Origin of the sequence: Enterobacter sp. LM3 (assembly GCF_046622475.1) — a bacterium.
Lineage (GTDB): Bacteria > Pseudomonadota > Gammaproteobacteria > Enterobacterales > Enterobacteriaceae > Enterobacter > Enterobacter cloacae_P.
On the sequence record NZ_JBJURN010000018.1, the window covers coordinates 68,401 to 90,897 of the forward strand.

The window sequence follows — 22,497 nt, forward strand, 5'->3', positions numbered from 1 at the left end:
GTGTGTTCTGCGGTTACCAGCCGCAAACCCTGAAAAAAAACCTCGCTTTGGCGAGGTTTTTTTGTTTGCACCACGTAACAAACGAAACGTGATCGTTGACGCATTTTTATGCAGATGAAAATATTTCCATTGTCACGCTGAAAAACCTGTGGTTGTATAAATTCTATCAATGATTCCAAACACAGGTTCCTAATGACTCCATCTATGTTCACCTCGACCCTACTAAAAACTGCGCAACCAGCCGCAGTGGTCGTCGTGCGTGTGGTGGTGGTCGTCGGCAATGCGCCGTAGGGACTGGAACAACACACGATTCCAAAACCCCGCCGGCGCAAACCGGGCGGGGTTTTTCGTTTAAGAACCTCCCCGGAAGGTCGGCCCAGAAGAAAGGACTGGAGCATGGCAAGTTCGGGCACAACATCCATCAGGACGCGTTTTACGGGCGCGCAGTTAATCGTTCATTTACTGGAACGACAGGGCATCACCACGGTTGCGGGTATCCCTGGCGGGACAGTGCTGCCGCTGTATGATGCGTTAAGCCAAAGCACGCAGATCCGTCACGTACTGGCTCGCCACGAGCAGGGCGCAGGTTTTATTGCGCAGGGTATGGCGCGTACCCAGGGCAAACCGGCGGTGTGCATGGCCTGTAGTGGCCCGGGCGCGACCAACCTGGTGACCGCTATCGCCGACGCGCGCCTCGACTCAATTCCGCTCATCTGCATTACCGGCCAGGTACCGTCCTCAATGATTGGCACCGATGCGTTCCAGGAAGTGGACACCTACGGCATTTCTATCCCCATCACCAAACATAACTATTTAGTTCGCGATATCAGCGAGTTGCCACAGGTTATCAGCGATGCCTTCCGCATTGCGCAGTCCGGCCGTCCAGGCCCGGTGTGGATAGACATTCCTAAGGATGTCCAGACCGCAGAGATCGACATCGACGTCCTGCCTGAACCGGGCGAGCGTGCCCCCGCTCCGGAATTCAGTGCCGAGAGCGTACGCGATGCCGCCGCGATGATTAATGCCGCCAAACGCCCGGTGCTCTACCTGGGTGGCGGGGCGATTAATGCCTCTGAACACATTCGCCAGTTTGCGGAAAAAGCCAGCCTGCCGACCACCATGACGTTGATGGCGCTGGGCATGTTGCCAAAAGCGCATCCGCTGTCACTGGGCATGCTGGGGATGCACGGCGCGCGCAGCACCAACTACATCCTGCAAGAGGCGGATTTGCTGATTGTAATGGGCGCACGTTTTGATGACCGGGCGATTGGCAAAACGGAGCAGTTTTGCCCGAACGCGAAAATTATTCACGTAGATATCGACCGCGCCGAGCTGGGCAAAATCAAGCAGCCGCACGTGGCGATTCAGGGTGACGTTGCCGAGGTGCTGGCGCAGTTGATCCCGCAAACGGACACCACCAGGCGTGAAGAGTGGCGTCAGCTGGTTGCCGGGCTGCAACAGGAATTTCCGGGGGCGATCCCAACCGAGGGCGATCCACTGAGCCACTACGGGCTGATTAACGCCGTGGCTGCCTGCGTGGATGACAACGCGATCATCACCACTGACGTGGGCCAGCATCAGATGTGGACGGCCCAGGCCTACCCGCTGAACCGTCCGCGTCAGTGGCTGACCTCTGGCGGGCTGGGGACGATGGGCTTTGGCCTGCCTGCGGCGGTGGGGGCTGCGCTCGCCAACCCTGATCGCAAGGTTATCTGCTTCTCCGGCGACGGTAGCCTGATGATGAATATTCAGGAAATGGCGACGGCGGCCGAAAACCAGTTAGACGTAAAAATCATTCTGATGAACAACGAAGCACTGGGGCTGGTACACCAGCAGCAGAGCCTGTTCTACAAGCAGGGCGTGTTTGCGGCGACCTACCCGGGTATGATCAACTTTATGCAGATTGCCGCCGGTTTTGGCCTGCATACCTGCGATCTGAATGCCGAGGAAGATGCGCACGCGGCGCTGCAGGCGGCGATTTCTCGTCCAGGTCCGGCGCTGATCCACGTACGTATCGACCCGGAACAAAAAGTGTATCCGATGGTGCCGCCGGGTGCGGCAAATACTGAGATGGTGGGGGAATAAGCCATGCAGAAACAACATGATAATGTCATTCTGGAACTCACCGTCCGCAACCACCCAGGTGTCATGACACACGTCTGTGGGCTATTTGCCCGCCGTGCGTTTAACGTGGAAGGTATTCTCTGCTTGCCGATTCAGGGCAGCGAGCACAGCCGCATCTGGTTACTGGTCAACGACGACCAGCGTCTGGAGCAGATGATCGCGCAAATCGATAAACTGGAAGATGTTACCAATGTGGCACGTAACCAGTCCGATCCCGCCATGTTTAACAAAATTGCAGTGTTCTTCGAATAAATCGCTCATAGCTTGAACACCCACGCGCTTATCGTTAAGGTAAGCGCGTTTTTTTATCCGCCAGGAACGCGCTATGACCACCATCGCCCTTATCGACGATCACCTGATTGTCCGCTCCGGATTTGCTCAGCTTCTCAGCCTTGAACCTGATTTTCAGGTGGTGGCGGAGTTTGGCTCTGGCCGCGAGGCGCTTTCTGGTCTGCCCGGGCGCGGGGTGCAGGTCTGTATCTGCGATATCTCGATGCCGGATCTCTCCGGCCTGGAACTACTAAGCCAGCTGCCGAAAGGGATGGCGACGATTATGCTCTCGGTTCACGACAGCCCGGCGCTGGTGGAGCAGGCGCTCAATGCGGGCGCGCGCGGGTTCCTCTCCAAGCGCTGTAGCCCGGACGAGCTGATTGCCGCCGTGCGCACCGTCTCGACCGGTGGCTGCTACCTGACGCCGGATATTGCCATCAAGCTGGCGGCAGGACGTCAGGATCCGCTGACGAAACGCGAGCGGCAGGTGGCAGAAAAACTCGCGCAGGGAATGTCGGTAAAAGAGATTGCTGCTGAGCTGGCGCTGTCGCCAAAAACCGTACATGTTCACCGCGCCAACCTGATGGAAAAACTCAACGTCAGCAACGATGTCGAGCTGGCACGCCGTATGTTTGATAGCTGGCAATGAACTCTGTGTTTTCACGGCTGATCGCCGTCGTTGCCAGCTTTTTTATCTTCTCTGCCGCATGGTTTTGCCTGTGGAGCATCAGCCTGCATCTGGTCGAACGCCCGGAGCTGGCGGTGCTGCTGTTCCCGTTTGGTCTGCGTCTGGGGCTGATGTTGCAATGCCCGCGCGGCTACTGGCCGGTACTGCTGGGTGCGGAGTGGCTGATGCTGGTCTGGCTGGCACAGGAAGTGGCGCTGGCGCATCTGCCATTATTGATGACCGGAAGCGTGCTGACGCTGCTTCCCGTGGCGCTTACCTCCCGCTATAGATACCAGCGGGACTGGCGAACCCTGCTGCGTCAGGGAGCGGCGCTGATGGCCGCCGCGCTGCTGCAATCCCTGCCGTGGATTGGTGAGAAGCAGATGCTCAATGCGCTTCTGCTCACCCTCACGGGTGGCCTGACGCTCGCGCCGACCTGCCTGGTTATCTGGCACTATCTCACCAGCACCGTCTGGCAGCCGCTGGGACCGGCGCTGGTTTCGCAACCGGTGAACTGGCGAGCCCGGCATCTCATCTGGTATCTGCTGCTGTTTGTGGTGAGTCTGTGGCTTCAGCTTGGCCTGCCCGCTGAACTTTCACGCTTTACGCCGTTTTGCCTGGCGCTGCCAATCATCGCCCTTGCCTGGCACTACGGCTGGCAGGGGGCACTCATCGCCACGCTGATGAACGCCATCGCGCTGATTGCCAGCCAGACCTGGCACGATCACCCCGTTGATTTACTGCTCTCGCTGCTGGCGCAGAGCCTGACCGGGCTGCTGCTCGGAGCGGGTATTCAACGTCTGCGTGAGCTGAACCAGTCCCTGCAAACCGAGCTGGCGCGTAATCGTCGTCTGGCGGAGCGCCTGCTGGAAACCGAGGAGATTGTCCGGCAGGAGGTGGCGCGCGAGCTGCATGACGATATCGGCCAGACCATCACCGCCATTCGTACTCAGGCGGGTATTGTTCAGCGTCTGGCGGCGGAAAATACGGGCGTGAAGCAGGGTGGCGCACATATCGAACAGCTTTCGCTTGGGGTGTATGACTCGGTGCGTCGTTTGCTCGGAAGACTGCGCCCGCGCCAGCTGGATGACCTGTCGCTTGAGCAGGCGGTGCGTTCCCTGATGCGTGAGATGGAGCTGGAAAGCCGCGGTATCGTCAGCCATCTCGACTGGCATATTGATGAACGGGCGCTGAGCGAAGGCCAGCGCGTGACGCTGTTCCGCGTCTGCCAGGAGGGGCTGAACAATATCGTTAAACACGCCAGTGCCAGCGCGGTGACGCTGCAGGGCTGGCAACAGGACGAACGCCTGATGCTGGTGATTGAAGACGATGGCTGCGGCTTACCGCCGGGTTCCGGCCAGCAGGGGTTTGGCCTGGCGGGGATGCGCGAGCGCGTCACGGCGCTGGGCGGTACGCTGATGATTTCCTGCACTCACGGCACGCGCGTCAGCGTCAGTTTGCCGCTGCGTTATGCATAAGGACTGAGCATGTTTAAAATGCCTGCCAATGCGGCTCCGATAAGTGATAAAGCCGAAATTGATGCCCGCTATCGCTACTGGCGACGCCATATTCTGGCAACCATCTGGCTCGGCTATGCGCTGTTTTACTTCACCCGCAAAAGCTTTAACGCCGCCGCGCCGGAAATCCTCGCCAGCGGCGTGATGGCTCGTACCGATATCGGCCTGCTGGCGACGCTGTTTTACATCACCTACGGCTTGTCGAAGTTTTTCTCCGGTATCGTCAGCGACCGCTCCAACGCCCGCTATTTTATGGGCGTTGGGCTGATTGCCACCGGCGTAGTAAATATCCTGTTCGGCTTTTCCACCTCGCTGTGGGCGTTTGCGCTGCTGTGGGCGCTAAACGCCTTTTTCCAGGGCTGGGGCGCGCCGGTCTGCGCGCGTTTACTTACCGCCTGGTACTCGCGCAACGAGCGCGGCGGCTGGTGGGCAATATGGAACACGGCGCATAACGTTGGTGGGGCGCTGATCCCGATGGTGGTGGGCGCGGCGGCGTTGCACTATGGCTGGCGCGTGGGGATGATGATTGCCGGTGGTCTGGCAATTATCGCCGGGTTGTTCCTCTGCTGGCGCTTGCGCGACAGGCCGCAAACTGTGGGGTTGCCTGCGGTGGGGGACTGGCGGCACGACGAGCTGGAAGTCGCCCAGCAACAAGAAGGTGCGGGGCTGACCCGTAAAGAGATCCTCACCAAATATGTGCTGTTGAATCCATACATCTGGCTGCTGTCGCTGTGTTACGTACTGGTTTACGTGGTACGTGCGGCGATCAACGACTGGGGCAACCTGTACATGTCCGAGACGCTCGGCGTGGATCTGGTGACCGCCAACTCGGCGGTGACAATGTTCGAGCTGGGTGGGTTTATCGGTGCGCTGGTGGCGGGCTGGGGCTCAGACAAGCTGTTTAACGGTAACCGTGGCCCGATGAACCTGATCTTCGCCGCCGGGATTTTGCTCTCCGTTGGCTCGCTGTGGCTGATGCCGTTTGCCAGCTACGTGATGCAGGCGGCATGCTTCTTCACCACCGGTTTCTTTGTGTTTGGCCCGCAGATGCTGATCGGCATGGCGGCGGCGGAGTGCTCGCACAAAGAGGCAGCGGGTGCGGCAACGGGTTTTGTTGGGCTGTTTGCCTACCTCGGTGCATCGCTCTCCGGCTGGCCGCTGGCGCGGGTGATCGACACCTGGCACTGGAGCGGATTTTTCGCCGTGATTGCCATCGCCGCCGGGATTTCGGCGCTGTTGCTGCTACCGTTTTTGAATGCCCAGTCGCCACGCGGAGCCAGTGAAGCGTGATGTGCCTCACCTTTTCGTCCCGAATGGCGCAAAACTAAGATATTTTCCCGGTTTCACCTGGACGGTGTCTCAGGCATCGCTCCCGGCTGATTTTTACAATGCCTGCCATTCGCAGGTATAAAAATCAGCTCAGGAGATACCCATGCTGGCCTTTCTGAACCAGGTGCGTAAGCCGACCCTGGATCTGCCGCTCGATGTGCGGCGCAAAATGTGGTTCAAACCGTTCATGCAGTCCTATCTGGTGGTCTTTATCGGCTACCTGACCATGTACCTGATCCGCAAAAACTTTAACATCGCGCAGAATGACATGATCTCCACCTACGGGCTGAGCATGACGCAGCTGGGGATGATTGGTCTGGGCTTCTCCATCACCTACGGCGTGGGTAAAACGCTGGTTTCCTACTACGCAGACGGTAAAAACACCAAGCAGTTCCTGCCGTTTATGCTGATCCTCTCCGCCATCTGTATGCTCGGCTTTAGCGCCAGCATGGGCGCGGGCTCTGTCAGCCTGTTCCTGATGATCGCCTTCTATGCCCTGAGCGGTTTTTTCCAGAGCACCGGCGGCTCGTGCAGTTACTCCACCATCACCAAATGGACGCCGCGTCGTAAACGTGGCTCTTACCTCGGGATGTGGAACATCTCCCACAACCTCGGCGGTGCGGGTGCGGCAGGCGTGGCGCTGTTTGGGGCGAACGTCCTGTTCGACGGCCACGTGATCGGCATGTTTATCTTCCCGTCGATTATCGCCCTGATCGTTGGTTTTATCGGTCTGCGCTTCGGCAGTGATTCCCCGGAATCTTACGGCCTCGGCAAAGCCGAAGAGCTGTTCGGCGAGGAGGTCAGCGAAGAGGACAAAGAGACCGAAGAAAACGAGATGACCAAATGGCAGATCTTTGTTGAATACGTGCTGAAAAACAAAGTGATCTGGCTGCTGTGCTTCTCCAACATCTTCCTGTACGTGGTGCGTATCGGTATCGACCAGTGGTCGACCGTGTATGCCTTCCAGGAGCTGAAGCTCTCCAAAGAAGTCGCGATCCAGGGCTTTACCCTGTTTGAAGTGGGCGCGCTGGTCGGCACGCTGCTGTGGGGCTGGCTCTCAGACCTTGCCAACGGACGTCGTGCGCTGGTGGCCTGCGTCGCGCTGGCATTGATTATTGCCACTCTGGGCGTTTATCAACACGCCAGTAACCAGTACGTCTACCTGGCGTCCCTGTTCGCGCTTGGCTTCCTGGTGTTTGGCCCGCAGTTGCTGATCGGCGTAGCGGCCGTTGGCTTCGTACCGAAAAAAGCGATCGGCGCTGCCGATGGGATTAAGGGCACCTTCGCTTACCTGATCGGCGACAGCTTTGCCAAGCTCGGTCTGGGGATGATCGCCGACGGCACGCCAATCTTCGGCCTCACCGGCTGGGCGGGCACCTTCGCGGCGCTGGATGCTGCAGCCATCGGCTGTATCGTTCTGATGGCAATGGTTGCCGTGCTCGAAGAACGTAAGATCCGCCGTGAAAATCGTGCGCAGAAGCAGAAATTGAAAGCGGCCTGAGTGTGCAGGTGACTTCTTTGCCCGGTGTGTGATGCCGGGCTTTTTTATTCGCGTATTCACGTCCTAACCCAGAACATAAACATCCCCTGTCGACGGGGAGACGGCTTCCGGTAACCACAAATTGCCCCATTTACCCGTACAATGGCAGCCCATTATGTTGTCTGGTTTTAGGTTGTGCAGAAACTGCCTGACTGCCCAGAGCTTATGTGGCGACGCACAGCGTAGATGGAAACCACCGAAAAGCGCATGAACGTGATTTATGCCGGTTATTCTCTGGCAGTGACGCACAATATCAATCAGCCCCCGATGCCCACAACCGATAAAAATGACCAGACCACGGTCGGATTTATAGATCAAAACCCCTTCATCGTTTACATAATCCACTTTCGTATTCTTGCTACCGATAACACCGTATGCGTGCGGTTTGGCGACAGGGATCTCTCCTGACCACATAAAGCGTTCCCCAATATGGAGTGGGGTACTGCTGTATTCCATGCCATAACGTGAATAATCATTATTCAGCGACAATTTTTTTATTCTGGCGGTATAGCCTGAAAACCTTACTGCCGCGTAGCGCTCACTGGCTACCTGGGGATGGCATATGATCCGGCATTTTTCAGGTAACCACGGAACACCACCACAATGGTCATAGTGGCCGTGCGAGAGCACAGTTGCGGTTAGACTGGTCAAATCGATGCCCATCAGGCCTGCATTGTGCAGAAAGCTATCATCAGGTCCGGTATCAAACAGAATTGAATCTCTTTCATCCTGTATCAACAGACTGAGCCCTGCTTTAACCCGCAGTAAATTTTTAGCGTTGGGGTTCGGTCGGTTTTCCAGCAGAACGCTGATTGTTATGGACATGTTCGCTCTTCCCTGGCGTCAATATTCGTTATCGGCGGGTATGATTTTTATCGACAATACACCATTGATACACTGCTTTACTCCATGCGCCTCAAACTTCTGAAACATGAATAATCCCGGGCATTTCCATGTGGTACTGGTGGAGGGGGTTACGCTCTCTGACTGGTCACCAGCAACACCCGCCTCAGCCACACCTGCGCCGGGTTTCGGTGTGTGCGACCATGCCAGGCCATGCTCTTGGTAAACCCCTGCACCGCAACGGGCGTATCACACACAAATATCCCCGTCCGGTTTTCCGCCATTCGCTCCGGCACCACGGCGATCATGTCGCTGATGGCCAGCACATCCGGCAGCACCAAAAAGCTGCTCACCGATAACCCGACGTGGCGTTTTCGGCCCATCTTCGCCAGCGCGTCATCGGTCACACCGTGAAAGCCCTCACCTTCATAAGAGACCAGCACATGCTCCAACGCACAAAAACGGTCTGGCGTCAGTGGTTTTCCGGCATCAGGGTGATCGGCACGCATCATACAAACGTACCGTTCATCATAAAGCGCGCGGCTGTGGAGTTCGTCCGGCGTCGTGTGCGGTGTGAGCAGGGCGAGGTCGATTTTTCCCTGCTCAAGTTGAGCAACCAGGCGGTCTGGCTCAACCGGGACGACGCGCACGCGGATAGAAGGGGCCTGTACTTTAAGGGCGGCGATGAATGGCACGACTACCGCGCGCAGGGCGTAGTCGGTCGCGGCAAGGGTGAAAGTCAGGTTGGCGGTGATCGGGTCAAAAGAGACGGGCTGCAACAACACGTCGATGTCCGCCAGGATACGTTTTACGGGAGCAGCAAGCTCTTCCGCACGTGTAGTCGGCACAATGCCGTGCGGGGCGCGGACAAACAGCGGGTCGTCGAAGTAATCCCGCAAACGGTTGAGCATGCCGCTTACTGCGGGTTGAGTAAGCGCAAGACGTGCCGCCGTGCGCGTGACGCTGCGTTCGTCCAGCAGGGCATCCAGCGTTTTCAGCAGGTTAAGATCCAGCGTGCGCAGATCCGCTTTCATGGCGACTTTCCACCTCTTTTCAGTTCACTATTATGGCGCTGCCTGCTGTCGACGCGCTGCGTTTCTCGCTATGATGAGCGGCTATTCTAAGGAGAACGCATGGTCTGGATAATGCTGGCAACGCTTGCCGTGGTGTTTGTGGTCGGATTTCGGATCCTGACCTCTGATTCACGCCGCGCAATCAAACGCTTAAGCGAGCGTCTGGGGATCACGCCGGTTCCACTCGAATCGATGATCGACCAGTTTGGTAAAACGCCTGGCAACGAGTTTATCCGCTACCTTGAGCGTCCGGATGAGGCCCATCTGCAAAATGCTGCGCAGGTGCTGCTGATCTGGCAGGTCTGCATTGTCGACGGCAGTGAAGAGAACTTGCATACCTGGCATCGACTGCTGCGTAAAGCCCGTCTGGCTTCGCCCATTACTGATGCGCAAATCCGTCTCACGCTCGGCTTTATGCGTGAAATGGAGCCAGATCCGCAGGAGCTAAACGCTTTCCAGCTACGCTATAACGCGCTGTTCCTGCCGGAAGCTGGCGTTTTTTACCTGCACTGATATCACAAATTGTGATGAAGAGTATAAAGTATCGTCATTAGGTTTATACCACTCACGGGCGCACCATCACCTCATCAACGACACGATGAGGTGAACCATGAAACAATCCGCGATTATCTGGCCGAACGACTACCTGCCAGGCACTACCGATAACTTTGCATCCAACGAAATCATCGCCGCCGGGCTGAGTGCGAAAGAAATTTGGGCGCAGCTCAACGACACGACCCTGTGGCCGGGCTACTACAACAACGCCGACGATATTCATTTCCACGACGGTAGCGGCCCGGAACTGAGTGCTAACGCCCGCTTTCGTTTCACCACCTTCGGCTTCCCGGTTGAAGCGCTGGTGACGGAATATGTGCCTCCTGTCGAGGGTGAAGCAGCACGTATTGCCTGGCACGGTTGGGTGGAAGGCGATGCGAACGCTCGTCTCGATGTGATCCACGCCTGGCTGTTTGAAGACTTGCCCGGCAACCGCGTGCGCATTCTGACTCAGGAGTCTCAGAAAGGTGTTCCGGCGCAGGAATTAGCGCGCACCGTACCTAACCCGATGATTAACGGGCATCAGGAGTGGATCGTCGGGCTGGCGAATGCCGCGATGCAAGAAAAGTTGTCAAAACGTTAAATTCGTCACATTTTTGATGATAAACTGCGCGACTTTCCCGCACGTTTTACTCTTCAGGTGATGCCATGACAGAACATATCCAGCCCACGACCCGACCGCAGACCAAAGAGGTATCACGCCCCAACTGGTCGGCGGTTTTCTCTGTGGCGTTCTGCGTTGCCTGTCTGATTACCGTTGAGTTTTTACCGGTCAGCCTGCTGACGCCAATGGCGCAGGATCTGGGCATTTCCGAAGGTGTGGCGGGGCAGTCCGTTACCGTGACCGCCTTTGTGGCGATGTTCTCCAGCCTGTTTATCACCCAGGTGATTGGCACTATTGATCGTCGCAAAGTGGTCATCCTCTTCAGCGTGTTGCTGACGGCTTCCTGTCTGCTGGTTTCGTTTGCCAATAACTTCACCCTGCTGCTGCTTGGCCGCGCCTGTCTGGGGCTGGGGTTGGGTGGCTTCTGGGCAATGTCCGCCTCGCTCACCATGCGTCTGGTACCTGCGCGTACGGTACCTAAAGCGCTGTCCGTGATTTTCGGCGCAGTTTCCATTGCGCTGGTGATTGCTGCGCCGCTGGGCAGTTTTCTCGGCGGGATCATCGGCTGGCGTAACGTGTTTAACGCGGCTGCGGTGATGGGTGTCTTCTGCATTCTGTGGGTGTGGAAAGCGCTGCCATCCCTGCCGGGTGAGGCGGCGCATCACAAGCAGAACATGTTCAGCCTGCTCAGGCGTCCGGGGGTGCTGGCGGGGATGAGCGCCATCTTTATGTCTTTTGCCGGGCAGTTTGCCTTTTTCACCTACATCCGTCCCGTTTATATGACGATGGCCGGTTTTGACGTCGACGGTCTGACGCTGGTGCTGCTGAGCTTCGGTATCGCCAGTTTTGTCGGCACCTCGCTGTCGTCCCAGTTCCTGAAGCGCTCGCTGAAAGTGGCGCTGGCGGGTGCGCCGCTGGTGCTGGCCATCAGTGCGACTGTGCTGGTGCTGTGGGGCAGTGATAAGTGGGTCGCGTCGGCGATTGCGATTATCTGGGGCTTTGCGTTTGCGCTGATACCGGTCGGCTGGTCGACGTGGATCACCCGCTCACTGGCCGATCAGGCGGAAAAAGCCGGGTCGATTCAGGTGGCGGTGATCCAGCTGGCTAACACCTGCGGCGCGGCCGTGGGTGGCATCGCGCTGGACCATTTGGGGCTGACGTCACCGCTGGTGCTTTCTGGCACGCTGATGCTGCTGACTGCGCTGCTGGTGGCGGGGAAGGTTAAGGCGAAGTAATGGGGTAGGGTACGTGTATATTGGTTGATAAATAGCCATCTTCTCAATATACTTGTACCGTAAGTTGTACAGGAGGAAGTATGCAGGTTGTGACTTTTACCGAGGCACGTAGCCGACTCAAAGATGTGCTGGATGACGTGAATGAGAATGTCGAAACGACCATCATTAGCCGCCGCAACGGTGGAGATGCGGTTGTCATGTCTCTCCAGCATTACAACTCGATGATGGAGACTATCCATCTGATGAATTCCCCAGCCAACGCCAGCCGACTGATGGAATCAATCGCTCAGGCAAACAGTGGAAAAACAGCACAGAGGGATCTGATAGATGACCAGGCTACTGATTTGGACTGATAACGGCTGGGATGATTACCTGTGGTGGCAGGAACAAGACAAGAAGACGCTTCGTAGAATCAATAAGCTGATTGAGGATGCGAAGCGTCAACCGTTTGACGGACTGGGTAAGCCTGAACCGCTCAAAGGCAACCTTTCAGGATACTGGTCACGGCGGATCAACGATACTGACCGTCTGGTTTATGGTGTGACGGATAGCGCACTCACCATTTTAATGTGTCGCTATCACTATTATTCGTAATCACACCGATGTCTGAACCCGCCTTCTCGAATCCATCGAAATCAGCACAACTGACGACACGATCAGCAGCGTCCCCAGCCAGTCTGGCAGGGTGAACGCCACGCCAAGCAGCACAACCGACAACAACGCACTGCTCAGCGGCTCAGCGCAGCTCAGAATGCTCGCCTTCGGCCCGCCAATCATCTGCGCGCCTTTCAGATACAGGCTGAATGTCAGCGCCGTGCCGATCACCACCAGATAGAAGAATGCCAGCAGCAGGCTGCCGTCGATCACAAACGTGGTGCCGCGCCCGGCGTAGAACGGCGTCAGCATTAACCCGGCAATCAACATGCTCCAGCCGACAATCGGCAGCGTGCCGTAGCGGGCGATCAGCGTCGAGGGGTAAGTTGTATAGAACGCGGCGGCAAACGCCGAGGCGATACCGAAGAACAGCGCGGCAGGCGAGATCGAGAGCGACGTCGGATCGCCGTGGGTAACCAGCAGGAAAGTGCCGATAAGCGAGGTCATGATCGCCGACAAGACAAACACGCCCGGGCGCTTTTTCCGCGCCAGTGCAAACCACGCCACAATAATGGTCGGCGACAGGAACTGCAGTACGGTGGCCGTGGCGGCGTTGGATTTTTCAATCGTCAGCAGGAAGGTGAGCTGCACGGTGAGCGCGCCAACCAGCGAGAAAATCAGCAGGCTGATGGCGTCTTTGCGGTTTTTTATGACCTGGAAAATCTTGTCACCGTGAACGAAGGAGAGCGTTAACAGGATCACGCCGGTGAACAGCAGGCGGATCATGGTCAGATACGGGGAGGAAATCTGGCTTTTCTCCATGATGTACTGCGCGCAAACGCCTGAACTTCCCCATAAAACAGCAGCGATCAGGACGTTCAGCATCCCTTTACGTGTGGAACCCATGCTCTCCCCTGTGATGATGATTTTTTTCTAGCATAACATGGGAGCTTTGTACGACGGTGTGTATCGTGAACGTTCTGAAAAAACAGCGTGAAGCCAGGGCTTCACGCTTAATAATCTTCCATACAATCCACCTGACCCACTGCCGCCCAGTAGTTGTCCAGGTTGTCACGTTTTACGGCGGTGATGGCATTTTTGATCAGCAGCCGGTTGGCCTCAGACGACAAAATCATGTCCTGCCATTCTTTATCACTTTGCTTTTTCTGTGGCGTGCAGGTTTTCTTAATATCCTTAAGGACTTGTTGTTCTATTTGTTTATCTTTCGCCGGGTCGTCCTTCTCCTGAGCGTGGACAAACGCGGCAAACAGCAGGCAGACGAGCAGGCAAACAAGGTGTGCAGATTTCATTGAAACCTCCGGTAATAGTCACATGCTTCTTCTGAAATATATAGTTACATTCACGCGGGCGATTCAAGTCGAAAGTATGAATTTGCGTGTTCCTGCGTATGAGCACCCACCCAATACCAGGGAGATATTTATTGCGTCAGGACTATGTAATATTAGGAATGCACAGAAAATAAGGAGAACAATATGCACCTGAGCATTACCGATAATGTGACACAGCAGGATAAAAACGAACTGTTAACGGGGCTGAGAGCCTACAACGGGCAGTTTTTGGATCTGACGACCTTTAGCGGGGATATTGGCGTTTACGTGCGAGACGAAAAAGGTGTGATGCTTGGTGGGTTAATCGGCGTGCGTAAAGGTGAGTGGTTAAATATCGACTTCCTCTGGGTCAGCGAAGGCGCGCGTGGCTCCGGGGTGGGTAGCCAGCTGATCAAATCTGCCGAGGTTGAGGCTAAGCGCAAAGGTTGTCGACATGCGCTGGTGGATACGGCCAGTTTCCAGGCGCGTCCGTTTTATGAAAAACAGGGTTATCAGCTGCAGATGTCTTTGCCGGATTATCCGTACCCGGGTATGCAGAGACACTATCTGACCAAACCTCTTTAGCCAGCACCCTGTAATGGCGGTGTGACCCGGCATATAACTTATCCTTCTTATTGATTCTTTTTCATTTTTTAGCGTACCGCGTCGTTGTCGATATAGTCATTGAAACGTTCATCAAAAGGATATGCCTCGTGAAATTTCAATTGAGTGCTCTGGTGCTTGCTGGCCTGCTGCTGGCGGGCTGCGATCAAGGTGGCAGCAATGCTAAACACATCAAAGTTGGCGTGATTAACGGCGCGGAACAGGATGTGGCGGAAGTTGCCAAAAAGGTGGCAAAAGAGAAATATGGCCTGGACGTGGAGCTGGTGGGCTTTAGCGGCTCACTGTTGCCCAACGATGCCACCAACCAGGGCGAGCTGGATGCCAACGTCTTCCAGCACCGTCCGTTCCTGGCGGAAGATAACAAGGCGCATAATTACAAGCTGGTGGCCGTGGCGAATACCTTCGTCTTCCCGATGGCCGGTTATTCCCGCAAGATTACATCCGTGTCTGAGCTGAAAAACGGCGCGACCATTGCCATCCCCAATGACCCGACAAACCTTGGCCGCGCGCTGTTGCTGCTGCAAAAAGAGAAGCTGATTACCCTCAAGCCGGACGTGGGCCTGCTGCCAACGGCGCTGGATATCACGGCAAATCCGAAGGATCTGAAAATCATGGAGCTGGAAGGTGCGCAGCTGCCGCGCGTGCTGGATGACCCGAAAGTCGATGTCGCCATCATCAGCACCACCTACATCCAGCAAACCGGGCTTTCTCCGGTACATAACAGCGTCTTTATCGAAGACAAAAACTCGCCCTACGTGAACATCGTGGTGACGCGTGAAGACAACAAAGACGCGGAAAACGTGAAGGAATTTATTCAGTCGTATCAGTCACCTGAAGTGGCGAAAGCGGCGGAGACGCTCTTTAACGGCGGCGCGGTACCGGGCTGGTAAGGCGTCTGGCGGGGAAACCCGCCTTTTCACGTTGACCCGATTCCATCGATCATCGCCCTTTAGCCCACATCGCAATGCGCGGTATCTGGCTATTCTCCTTATCACACCCACCGGAGGATAGCCCATGAACATCACTCAAATTCGCAATGCCACACAACTGATCACCTACGCCGGCAAACGCTTTTTAATTGACCCGATGCTGGCTCCGAAAGGCGCTTATCCCGGTTTTCCCGGTACGGCGCGCGCGGATATTCGCAACCCGATGGTGGAATTACCTGTGGACGTCAACACACTGCTGGATGCTGATGCAGTGGTGGTCACCCACACCCACAACGATCACTGGGATCAAACCGCGATTGAGCTGATCGCCAAAGACAAACCTATCTATGTGCAAAACGATCAGGATGCCGCGCTGTTACGCAGCCAGGGGTTTACCAGCCTGACGGTGATGGGTGAAGAGACCGCGTTTGGCGATATCCTGATTGCGAAAACCCACGGCGGCCAGCACGGTACCGACCGCGCTTACGCGGTACCGGAACTGGCAGAACGTCTGGGTGAAGCCTGTGGCGTGGTCTTCCGTCATCCTGATGAGAAGACGCTCTACATCGCAGGGGATACTATCTGGCGTGAGGAAGTGGCAGCCGATCTGCAACAACACCAGCCGGATGTGGTGGTCGTTAACGCCGGTTACGCGCATGTGATTGGCTTCGGGCCGATCATTATGGGGGAGCAGGATGTGCTTAACGTGCATTTCCTGCTGCCGCAGGCGCAGATTGTGGCGGCTCATATGGAAGCCATCAACCACTGTCTGCTGACCCGAAGCGCACTGCGCGAGTACGCAGAAGCTAACCAGTTTAGTGATGCGCTGAGCATTCCACAGGACGGTGAAACCGTTATATTCTGAGCCTCACTAAGGGAAAGGAGAGACAGATGCCGCTTATCAACGTCGCGATTGTCGCGGTGGACGGGTTTAGCCCGTTCCACTACTCCGTTCCCTGTATTTTATTTGGTGATACCGTATCCGGTGAAAAGCGCTTTACTGTCACGATCTGCGCTGAAAAACCGGGTTTTCTGACCTCGAAAGACGGTTTCGCGCTCAATGCGACGCAGGATTTTTCAGCCATCGGGCGAGCCGATATCGTCGTGGTGCCTTACTGGCAACATGTGCTGGAACGCCCGCCACAGACGCTGCTCGATAACCTGGTTCAGGCAAGAGACCGCGGCGCGGAAATCGTCGGGTTGTGTCTCGGGTCGTTTGTGCTGGGTTATGCAGGCATTCTTGACGGCAAACGTGCCGCCACCCACTGGGAGTTCGAACGCCAGTTCCAGTCGCTTTTCCCGAACGTACAGCTGGATATCAATGCGCTTTACGTTGATGACGACAACATCATCACCTCTGCGGGTACCGCAGCCGCGCTTGATTGCTGCCTGTATATCATCCGTCAACGTTTTGGCAGCGTGGTGGCCAACCAGATTGCCCGCCGGATGATTGTGCCGCCGCACCGCGAAGGCGGGCAGGCGCAGTTTATTGCGCAGCCTGTACCAAAAGATACCCGCGACGCGCGGATTAACGGCCTGATTGACTACCTCCAGCAGCATATTACCGAACCCCACAACCTGGATTCGCTCGCCGATGTTGTTTCAATGAGCCGCCGCACGCTGACCCGCCATTTTATTAAGGCCACGGGCATGAGCGTGGCCGACTGGCTCACCGCCGAGCGCCTGCGGCGCAGCCAGACCTTACTGGAAGCCGGAAATATGCCGGTTGAAAGCGTGGCCGAGCTGGTAGGGTTTAACTCTGCGGTGACCTGGCGTCAGCAGTTTAAGGCACGCTTTGGGGTCAGCCCGGCGGAGTGGCGCAAGACGTTCCGGACTCGTCTGTAGACCAGGTAAGCGTAGCGCCACCTGGCAATTATCCCAGCTTATCCATCCTTGTCTCCCCTTCCACCATCGACAGCTGATACAGCGAAAACGAACGGTGTTTTTCAATCAAATTCGCCAGCTCCGGCGAGTGGCTGGTGAGCCAGATCTGCGAGTAGCGGCTGGCTTCGGCAATTAAGCTCGCCAGCGCAGGCAGCATCTGCGGATGCAGGCTGTTTTCCGGTTCATTGAGGGCGATAAACGCAGGCGGGCGTGGGCTTAACAACGCCACCGTCAGGCACAGAAAACGCAGCGTGCCGTCGGAGAACTCTGCCGGTTCCAGCGGCCTGCTTAACCCTTCGCGCTGCATCATCATCCGGAAGCGTCCACCTGAGTTGTCGCTGTAAAACACGCAGCCGGGGAAGGCCTGGTCGAGGATGCGCATCAGCAGCAGCTCGTCGCCAATCTCGACAATGGTCTGAAACGCTGCCGCCAGGTTCGCGCCGTCTCCGGCCAGCACCGGGGAGCGGAAACCGACCTGCGGCGCACGGATAGCCGAACCGGATGAGACGGAAAACTCGTGATAAAAACGCCAGTTACGCAGGGACTCGCGCATCTGCGACACTTCCGGGTAGAGGTGCGGTTCGCCGAGTTGCCCGAACACCGATTCGTTCTCATACAGCGTGCCGCTGTGGGTCACTTTTTCGTGATGCACATTATTCAGGAACACGGCCTGATTCTTACGTTTCATCAACTGTGATGACGGTCGGCGATGCTGGCCGCTCAGCCAGATGGACTCTTCTTTGATCACCGGGTCGAGCTGAAACTGCGAGGCATACGGCAGCCTCTCAACAAAGCCCACCTGCAATTCGTATTCGTAGGTTTCTGTTTCCACTGCCAGATTCATGCGCCGAAGCTGGTCGCTGCGGGTTTTGCCTGCCCAGAACACCTTCAGAATTCCACCTTCGTTCGCCAGCGCCTGGGAAAACTGCCCCTGAGCCGCGCTGTGCATCAGGTGGATCGCCTTGTAGATATTTGATTTTCCGGTGCCGTTCGGGCCGAAGACGATGTTGAGCTGCTCCAGTTCCAGCGACATGTCGCGAATCGAGCGGTAGTTTTCAATGTGCAGGGTGTTGATCATCGGTGAAGGGTTCCTGTGTCCGTACGAGCCATAGTCTATTTTCCTGATGCGGGTGACGGCAAGGGAGAGGCGGTATAATCCGCCAGCCTGTCGACAGGGAAATGCAGGGAAGCATTCTGGTGAAAGGCCTCCAGTAGATATTCCACCGTAGCTTTCACGCGTGGCGCGACCAGCGCACGGTGAGGATACTGGATAACCATCTCGTAATTCCCCGGATCGTGCTGGCCAACCAGCACGGTTTTCAGCGCGCCGGACTGCAAATGCACCAGCGCATGATGTACGCCCACCTGAGCAATCCCTAATCCTAAAAGCGCAGCCTGCGTTTGAGCTTCTGGTGCGGAGAGGGTCACAGCCGCTGCGTCTGGTTCCCGCGTCGTCAGGCTGCCGTCCTGCTCCCTGAACCCCCAGGGGGAAACGCGCCCACTTAAGAAGCGTCGGGCAATCAGATGGTGATGCGCAAGGTCGTCGGGCGTTGTGGGTACACCGCAGCGCTCAAGATAGCCCGGCGAGGCAACCAGCACGGTTTTCAGCTGGCAGACCGGGCGCGAAACCAGCGACGAATCGACAATATGTCCGCCGCGAATGGCGAGGTCATAGCCGTCGGCAATGAGATCCGTCACCCTGTCGTCAAAATCCACTTCTACCGAAATACCCGGGTAGCGCGCCCGCAGCCCCGGCAACACCGGGAGTAACTGCTCGCACCCAAAGGCGGCGCTGGTGGAAATACGAACGTGCCCGCGGGTCTCCATTTTGCGTGCAACAACAGCATCCATCGCCGTATCCAGCGCACCAATGGCAATCCGCGCCTGTTGCAAAAAGACGCGTCCTTCTTCCGTCAGGCTCAGTGTGCGTGTGGTGCGGTTCATCAGCCTGACCCCGAGCGCCTGCTCCAGCCCGGCGATGTTCTTACTGACCGCGGCGGGGCTGATCCCCTGGCTGCGCGCTGCTGCGGCAAAACTGCCCGCGTCGGCGGCTTCCACGAACGACACAATCGCCCTGACTCGCTGGGATAACTCCATCCGTCTTTCCCCTCATTCACAACCTGGAGTTGATTATCTATCAACCATACCCCCAATTCTCGTTACGAGTAAACGGGCACATACTCTCGCCATCAACCCCCTGCGAGGAACCCGTATGAAACCGTCTGAGCCTGCATATTTCATTTTTGATGTTGTGATCCACGATGCGGCAGCGATGCAGCCCTACCGCGAAAACGTTGAAGCCAGCTACAAAGCCTTTGGTGGTAAGCGGCTGGTGATGGGTGGCCAGTGCGACACCGTGGAGGGCAACGGCCCGCAAGGGATGCTGGTGATGCTGCAGTTCGACAGCGTCGGGCAGGCGCACGCCTGGCACGACTCTCCGGCGTATCAGGACATCATTCATTACCGTCACGCCGCCGCCAGCACCAACGCATGGCTGGTAAAAGGCGTGATACCAGAACAACAATAAAGGAGCGGTTTATGAAAACCTTAGCGATTGTTTCCCATCCGTATGCTTCACAGTCTCGTATCATCAATGCGTTACAGCAGACAGCGAGCGAAGCGGATAACGTCATCGTGCGTAATCTGGAAACGCTCTACGGCAACGACGTAAACGCCATTGATGTGGTGGCCGAACAAGCGGCCTACCACGGCGTCGACCGCGTGGTGTTTATCTACCCGACACACTGGTTCAACCTGACCCCGATGCTGAAAGGCTATCTCAACGAAGTGTGGCAGTATGGCTGGGCGTTTGGTGCGGGTGGCGATGCGCTAAAAGGCAAAGATCTCATGGTGGTGACGTCCGCTGGCGCGAGCCCGTTTACCTACTCCCGTGAAGGGCTGATCCAAAGCTCAATGGATGAGGTGCTCAGCCCAATGAAGGCCAGCGCGCTGTATGTGGGCATGAACTGGCTGCCACCCCTGGCGTTTTACGAAGTGGCGGCGGCGAACCGGGATAAGGTGCCAGAGTTCCAGCAAGCGCTGGCTCAGGCGTTGCACGTGGCGTAAAAAAGACGACCATGAGGCCTCAACAGGGCGCTGATTTGGGACTCTGTGGTGACCCTCAGGTTACAGCCAGACGCAGGGCCAAATCATCGGGATAGGGATCAAAGTAGTTTTGCGTCATCAGATACGGGTCAGGATATTCGGCCAGATAATGCTTCAGCAGCGTGAGCGGTGCGAGGATGGGCAGCAGCCCGTTGCGGTAATGCAGGATCACATCCCGTAGCTCTCCGCGCTGGCGGTTGTTCAGCTGGTTGCGGAAATAACCCTGAATATGCATCAGCACATTGGTGTGGTTCTTCCGTGACGCGGGTTTCTTCAGGATCGCCATCAGCTTTTCGCGGTACACCACGAAGAACGCGTCCAGATCGTCCCACTGGTGCAGTGAGGCGACGAACGGGCCAATCTCGCGGTAGCCTGCCTGATGGTGTGCCAGCAACTGCAGTTTGTAACGGCTATGGAAGTCCAGCAACGCGTGGCGCGTCAGGCCGTTGGCGCGCAGTGTGTTCAGTGCGTGAAGCGCGAAAATGCGCTCAACAAAGTTTTCCCGCAGTATGGGGTCGTGCAGGCGACCATCTTCCTCTACGGGTAGCCACGGCCAGGTTTCAAGAAGCGCGGCAGTGAACAGCCCCACGCCCTCTTTGCGGCCCCGGTTGCCGTTTTCATCGTACAACCGCACGCGCTCCATGCCACAGCTGGGGGATTTCGCACAGACGATAAAACCGGCGAGATCGCCGATTTTTGGCAAATAACCAGCGGCAAAGTCGACCATTTTTTGCGTGACGTCATCGTGAGGGGCATGGCTAAAACGCATCCGGGTTTCGCCGCTGACGGTCTGAATCAGACGCAGTGCCGGACGAGGTGTCGGCAGACCGATTGCCATTTCAGGGCAAACGAGTTTGAAACTGACCCACTGCGCCAGCTCGTCCATGACGAAGCCCATACGCTTATGTCCGCCGTCGAAGCGAACGGCGGAGCCGGTCAGACATCCGCTAATTCCCAGCACAGGTTTTGTTGTCATGGTGTGTACCTCCGGAGCATATAGTTAAAACTTACACAGCATGATTGATTTGTCCATGCCCGGGTCTCCGCGCGCTGTAGTGAAGATCGTGCTTTCTTCGTAGGGTATTACTGGCCAGCCTGGATAGACTTCCGTTAAAAGCTCAACGGGGGGATAGCGAAATGAACTGGCAGCCTTTTCGTGGCAACGCACCGGAAAACATGGCGATTTACAGCGCCTCGTTTCCGGATGTCAGCGATCAGTGGCCAATGAAAGATGAGACAGCCCGGGAGATCAACACGCTCGATCAGGCGCTGAAAGCCGATCCGGCGCTCCAGCCTCCACTTATTGAATACGAAGAGGGGGGACAGGCGGTGCTTATCCCTCAGAACCGTTATTCCGAGCAGGCGTATCGCAACCGTCCTGCCCTTACCGCGTGGCGCACACGGCTGGTTCCCTCTGCGCTGGCGCTGTTTGTGGTGCAAAACCCACTGGAAGGCCGTCTCCCGGAAGGGACGAAAATGGACAGCGACAGCCGCCAGTGGTTTATCCATGCGAACGACGCCATTGGCGTGCGTTCCCGCGCACGGGTGCTGGGCGCGTTAGTGGAAAAATACATCCACAACGAGGGTGAGAACAACTGGGTGAGCCTGGCAAGCGGCGCGGCTATCCCGGTGCTGGAAGCGTTGCGCAATGCAAAACTCGACGGCCAGCAGGTGTACCTGACGCTGGTGGATAAAGACCCGGTCGCCCTGAGCTGGGCAGAAACTCTGGCCGCGCAGGAAGGACTCATCGTGGGCGAACAGCTGACGTTGCTCAGGCGCAACCTGGTGAATACGCTGGTGCGCAACGAAGATTTACTGCTGGAGCTGGGCGAGCACCAGGCTGAGCTGGTGGACGCGCTGGGGATTTTTGAATACTTCAACGATGCCGATGCGGCGATATTTTTGCAGCGTGTGCTACGGCTGGTGAAGCCCGGTGGGGGGGTGATAGTGTCGAATATGCTGACCAGCAGCCCGCAGATTGACTTTACCCTGCGCTGTATTGGCTGGGAGCCTATCTTCCCGCGTACGCTGCAACAGCTGCAGGACATCCACATTGCGGCGGGTGTGCCGGTGGAGAATGTGACCGTGGTAGTGCCGAAGGATGGGGTGTATGCGGTGATGGAGATTAAAGCTTAGCGCGATCGGTTCCCTCTCCCTTGAGGTGCAGGTTGGCACAGAATACCTCCTCTCCCTTGAGGGTGTACGGTCCGGGGACATGGTAGACAGGTGTTCGGGGACATGGTGAACACTTTTTAACATCCTTTACCTATGGTGAT

The 22,497-nt window shown here is 56.7% G+C and carries 26 protein-coding genes; 19 read left to right on the forward strand and 7 right to left on the reverse strand.

Translation table 11 applies throughout. From position 1 onward, the window contains the following. The first annotated feature begins 192 nt into the window (after window positions 1-192). The 7 genes from ivbL (at window position 193) to uhpT (ending at window position 7,408) form a co-directional block, all read left to right on the forward strand. On the forward strand, window positions 193-291 hold the full coding sequence (ivbL, locus tag ACJ9N4_RS17280; RefSeq protein ID WP_182273166.1) for an ilvB operon leader peptide IvbL: 99 nt from the start codon (window positions 193-195) through the stop codon (window positions 289-291). A gap of 105 nt (window positions 292-396) precedes the next feature. After that, window positions 397-2,085 (forward strand): acetolactate synthase large subunit, encoded by a 1,689-nt coding sequence (ilvB, locus tag ACJ9N4_RS17285; RefSeq protein WP_182919167.1) that lies wholly within the window; start codon window positions 397-399, stop codon window positions 2,083-2,085. Between the two features lie 3 nt (window positions 2,086-2,088). After that, window positions 2,089-2,376, forward strand: a complete 288-nt coding sequence (gene ilvN / locus ACJ9N4_RS17290; protein ID WP_182273164.1) for an acetolactate synthase small subunit — start codon at window positions 2,089-2,091, stop codon at window positions 2,374-2,376. 73 nt (window positions 2,377-2,449) lie between these two features. Continuing rightward, window positions 2,450-3,043 carry a transcriptional regulator UhpA gene (gene uhpA, locus ACJ9N4_RS17295; protein WP_182273163.1) on the forward strand — a complete coding sequence of 198 codons (594 nt, stop codon included), beginning with the start codon at window positions 2,450-2,452 and terminating at the stop codon, window positions 3,041-3,043. Continuing rightward, on the forward strand, window positions 3,040-4,539 hold the full coding sequence (gene uhpB / locus ACJ9N4_RS17300) for a signal transduction histidine-protein kinase/phosphatase UhpB (RefSeq protein ID WP_182273162.1): 1,500 nt from the start codon (window positions 3,040-3,042) through the stop codon (window positions 4,537-4,539). The genes uhpA and uhpB overlap by 4 nt, the downstream gene beginning before the upstream one ends. Window positions 4,540-4,548: 9 nt before the next feature. Beyond that, a complete protein-coding gene (locus ACJ9N4_RS17305; RefSeq protein WP_182273161.1) occupies window positions 4,549-5,868 on the forward strand; it encodes an MFS transporter in 1,320 nt (439 codons plus the stop codon). A gap of 142 nt (window positions 5,869-6,010) precedes the next feature. After that, window positions 6,011-7,408 (forward strand): hexose-6-phosphate:phosphate antiporter, encoded by a 1,398-nt coding sequence (gene uhpT, locus ACJ9N4_RS17310; protein ID WP_182273160.1) that lies wholly within the window; start codon window positions 6,011-6,013, stop codon window positions 7,406-7,408. A 63-nt stretch (window positions 7,409-7,471) separates the two neighbouring features. On the opposite strand, the gene ACJ9N4_RS17315 is transcribed toward uhpT, so the two are convergent. Together ACJ9N4_RS17315 and ACJ9N4_RS17320 are read right to left on the reverse strand one after the other, a co-directional pair. Continuing rightward, on the reverse strand, window positions 7,472-8,272 hold the full coding sequence (locus tag ACJ9N4_RS17315; protein WP_182919169.1) for an MBL fold metallo-hydrolase: 801 nt from the start codon (window positions 8,270-8,272) through the stop codon (window positions 7,472-7,474). A 149-nt stretch (window positions 8,273-8,421) separates the two neighbouring features. Beyond that, window positions 8,422-9,324 (reverse strand): LysR family transcriptional regulator, encoded by a 903-nt coding sequence (locus ACJ9N4_RS17320; protein ID WP_182919170.1) that lies wholly within the window; start codon window positions 9,322-9,324, stop codon window positions 8,422-8,424. Window positions 9,325-9,423: 99 nt separating this feature from the next. Here ACJ9N4_RS17320 and ACJ9N4_RS17325 point away from each other — a divergent pair, with 99 nt between their 5' ends. The 5 genes from ACJ9N4_RS17325 (at window position 9,424) to ACJ9N4_RS17345 (ending at window position 12,351) form a co-directional block, all read left to right on the forward strand. Next, entirely contained in the window at window positions 9,424-9,876 is a 453-nt protein-coding gene (locus ACJ9N4_RS17325; protein ID WP_182919171.1) for a DUF1198 domain-containing protein, read from the forward strand. Window positions 9,877-9,973: 97 nt separating this feature from the next. Next, complete coding sequence (locus ACJ9N4_RS17330; RefSeq protein ID WP_411500671.1) at window positions 9,974-10,501, forward strand: SRPBCC domain-containing protein; 528 nt, start codon at window positions 9,974-9,976, stop codon at window positions 10,499-10,501. Between the two features lie 65 nt (window positions 10,502-10,566). Then, a complete protein-coding gene (gene nepI, locus ACJ9N4_RS17335; protein WP_411500672.1) occupies window positions 10,567-11,757 on the forward strand; it encodes a purine ribonucleoside efflux pump NepI in 1,191 nt (396 codons plus the stop codon). Between the two features lie 80 nt (window positions 11,758-11,837). Further along, window positions 11,838-12,110: a type II toxin-antitoxin system Phd/YefM family antitoxin gene (locus ACJ9N4_RS17340; RefSeq protein ID WP_182919174.1), complete on the forward strand. Its 273-nt coding sequence runs from the start codon at window positions 11,838-11,840 to the stop codon at window positions 12,108-12,110. After that, complete coding sequence (locus tag ACJ9N4_RS17345) at window positions 12,085-12,351, forward strand: Txe/YoeB family addiction module toxin (RefSeq protein WP_020686436.1); 267 nt, start codon at window positions 12,085-12,087, stop codon at window positions 12,349-12,351. Before ACJ9N4_RS17340 ends, ACJ9N4_RS17345 begins: the two co-directional genes overlap by 26 nt. Here ACJ9N4_RS17345 and ACJ9N4_RS17350 read toward each other — a convergent pair whose 3' ends face one another. Continuing rightward, window positions 12,352-13,257 carry a DMT family transporter gene (locus tag ACJ9N4_RS17350; RefSeq protein WP_182273153.1) on the reverse strand — a complete coding sequence of 302 codons (906 nt, stop codon included), beginning with the start codon at window positions 13,255-13,257 and terminating at the stop codon, window positions 12,352-12,354. It lies immediately after the preceding gene. A 107-nt stretch (window positions 13,258-13,364) separates the two neighbouring features. Next, window positions 13,365-13,661: a YicS family protein gene (locus ACJ9N4_RS17355; protein ID WP_182273152.1), complete on the reverse strand. Its 297-nt coding sequence runs from the start codon at window positions 13,659-13,661 to the stop codon at window positions 13,365-13,367. A 183-nt stretch (window positions 13,662-13,844) separates the two neighbouring features. Here ACJ9N4_RS17355 and ACJ9N4_RS17360 point away from each other — a divergent pair, with 183 nt between their 5' ends. From ACJ9N4_RS17360 to ACJ9N4_RS17375, 4 genes are all read left to right on the forward strand, one after another. Continuing rightward, complete coding sequence (locus ACJ9N4_RS17360; protein ID WP_411500673.1) at window positions 13,845-14,264, forward strand: GNAT family N-acetyltransferase; 420 nt, start codon at window positions 13,845-13,847, stop codon at window positions 14,262-14,264. A gap of 110 nt (window positions 14,265-14,374) precedes the next feature. Beyond that, complete coding sequence (nlpA, locus tag ACJ9N4_RS17365; protein ID WP_182274599.1) at window positions 14,375-15,193, forward strand: lipoprotein NlpA; 819 nt, start codon at window positions 14,375-14,377, stop codon at window positions 15,191-15,193. Window positions 15,194-15,317: 124 nt separating this feature from the next. Continuing rightward, on the forward strand, window positions 15,318-16,097 hold the full coding sequence (locus ACJ9N4_RS17370) for an MBL fold metallo-hydrolase (RefSeq protein WP_411500674.1): 780 nt from the start codon (window positions 15,318-15,320) through the stop codon (window positions 16,095-16,097). A gap of 26 nt (window positions 16,098-16,123) precedes the next feature. Further along, window positions 16,124-17,077, forward strand: a complete 954-nt coding sequence (locus tag ACJ9N4_RS17375) for a GlxA family transcriptional regulator (RefSeq protein WP_411500675.1) — start codon at window positions 16,124-16,126, stop codon at window positions 17,075-17,077. Between the two features lie 28 nt (window positions 17,078-17,105). On the opposite strand, the gene ACJ9N4_RS17380 is transcribed toward ACJ9N4_RS17375, so the two are convergent. Both ACJ9N4_RS17380 and ACJ9N4_RS17385 read right to left on the reverse strand, forming a co-directional pair. Then, window positions 17,106-18,194 (reverse strand): AAA family ATPase, encoded by a 1,089-nt coding sequence (locus tag ACJ9N4_RS17380; protein ID WP_411500676.1) that lies wholly within the window; start codon window positions 18,192-18,194, stop codon window positions 17,106-17,108. Window positions 18,195-18,229: 35 nt separating this feature from the next. Further along, window positions 18,230-19,213, reverse strand: coding sequence for a LysR substrate-binding domain-containing protein (locus tag ACJ9N4_RS17385; RefSeq protein WP_411500677.1), 984 nt, complete (start codon window positions 19,211-19,213; stop codon window positions 18,230-18,232). Window positions 19,214-19,328: 115 nt separating this feature from the next. Between ACJ9N4_RS17385 and ACJ9N4_RS17390 the strand changes: the two genes are divergently transcribed. Further along, window positions 19,329-19,643, forward strand: coding sequence for a DUF1330 domain-containing protein (locus ACJ9N4_RS17390; protein WP_182919179.1), 315 nt, complete (start codon window positions 19,329-19,331; stop codon window positions 19,641-19,643). Between the two features lie 11 nt (window positions 19,644-19,654). Further along, window positions 19,655-20,182 (forward strand): NAD(P)H-dependent oxidoreductase, encoded by a 528-nt coding sequence (locus tag ACJ9N4_RS17395; RefSeq protein ID WP_182273145.1) that lies wholly within the window; start codon window positions 19,655-19,657, stop codon window positions 20,180-20,182. Window positions 20,183-20,237: 55 nt separating this feature from the next. Here ACJ9N4_RS17395 and ACJ9N4_RS17400 read toward each other — a convergent pair whose 3' ends face one another. Further along, window positions 20,238-21,197, reverse strand: coding sequence for a YbgA family protein (locus ACJ9N4_RS17400; RefSeq protein WP_411500678.1), 960 nt, complete (start codon window positions 21,195-21,197; stop codon window positions 20,238-20,240). A gap of 161 nt (window positions 21,198-21,358) precedes the next feature. Here ACJ9N4_RS17400 and ACJ9N4_RS17405 point away from each other — a divergent pair, with 161 nt between their 5' ends. Further along, window positions 21,359-22,357, forward strand: coding sequence for a class I SAM-dependent methyltransferase (locus ACJ9N4_RS17405; protein ID WP_182273143.1), 999 nt, complete (start codon window positions 21,359-21,361; stop codon window positions 22,355-22,357). Window positions 22,358-22,497 lie beyond the last annotated feature (140 nt).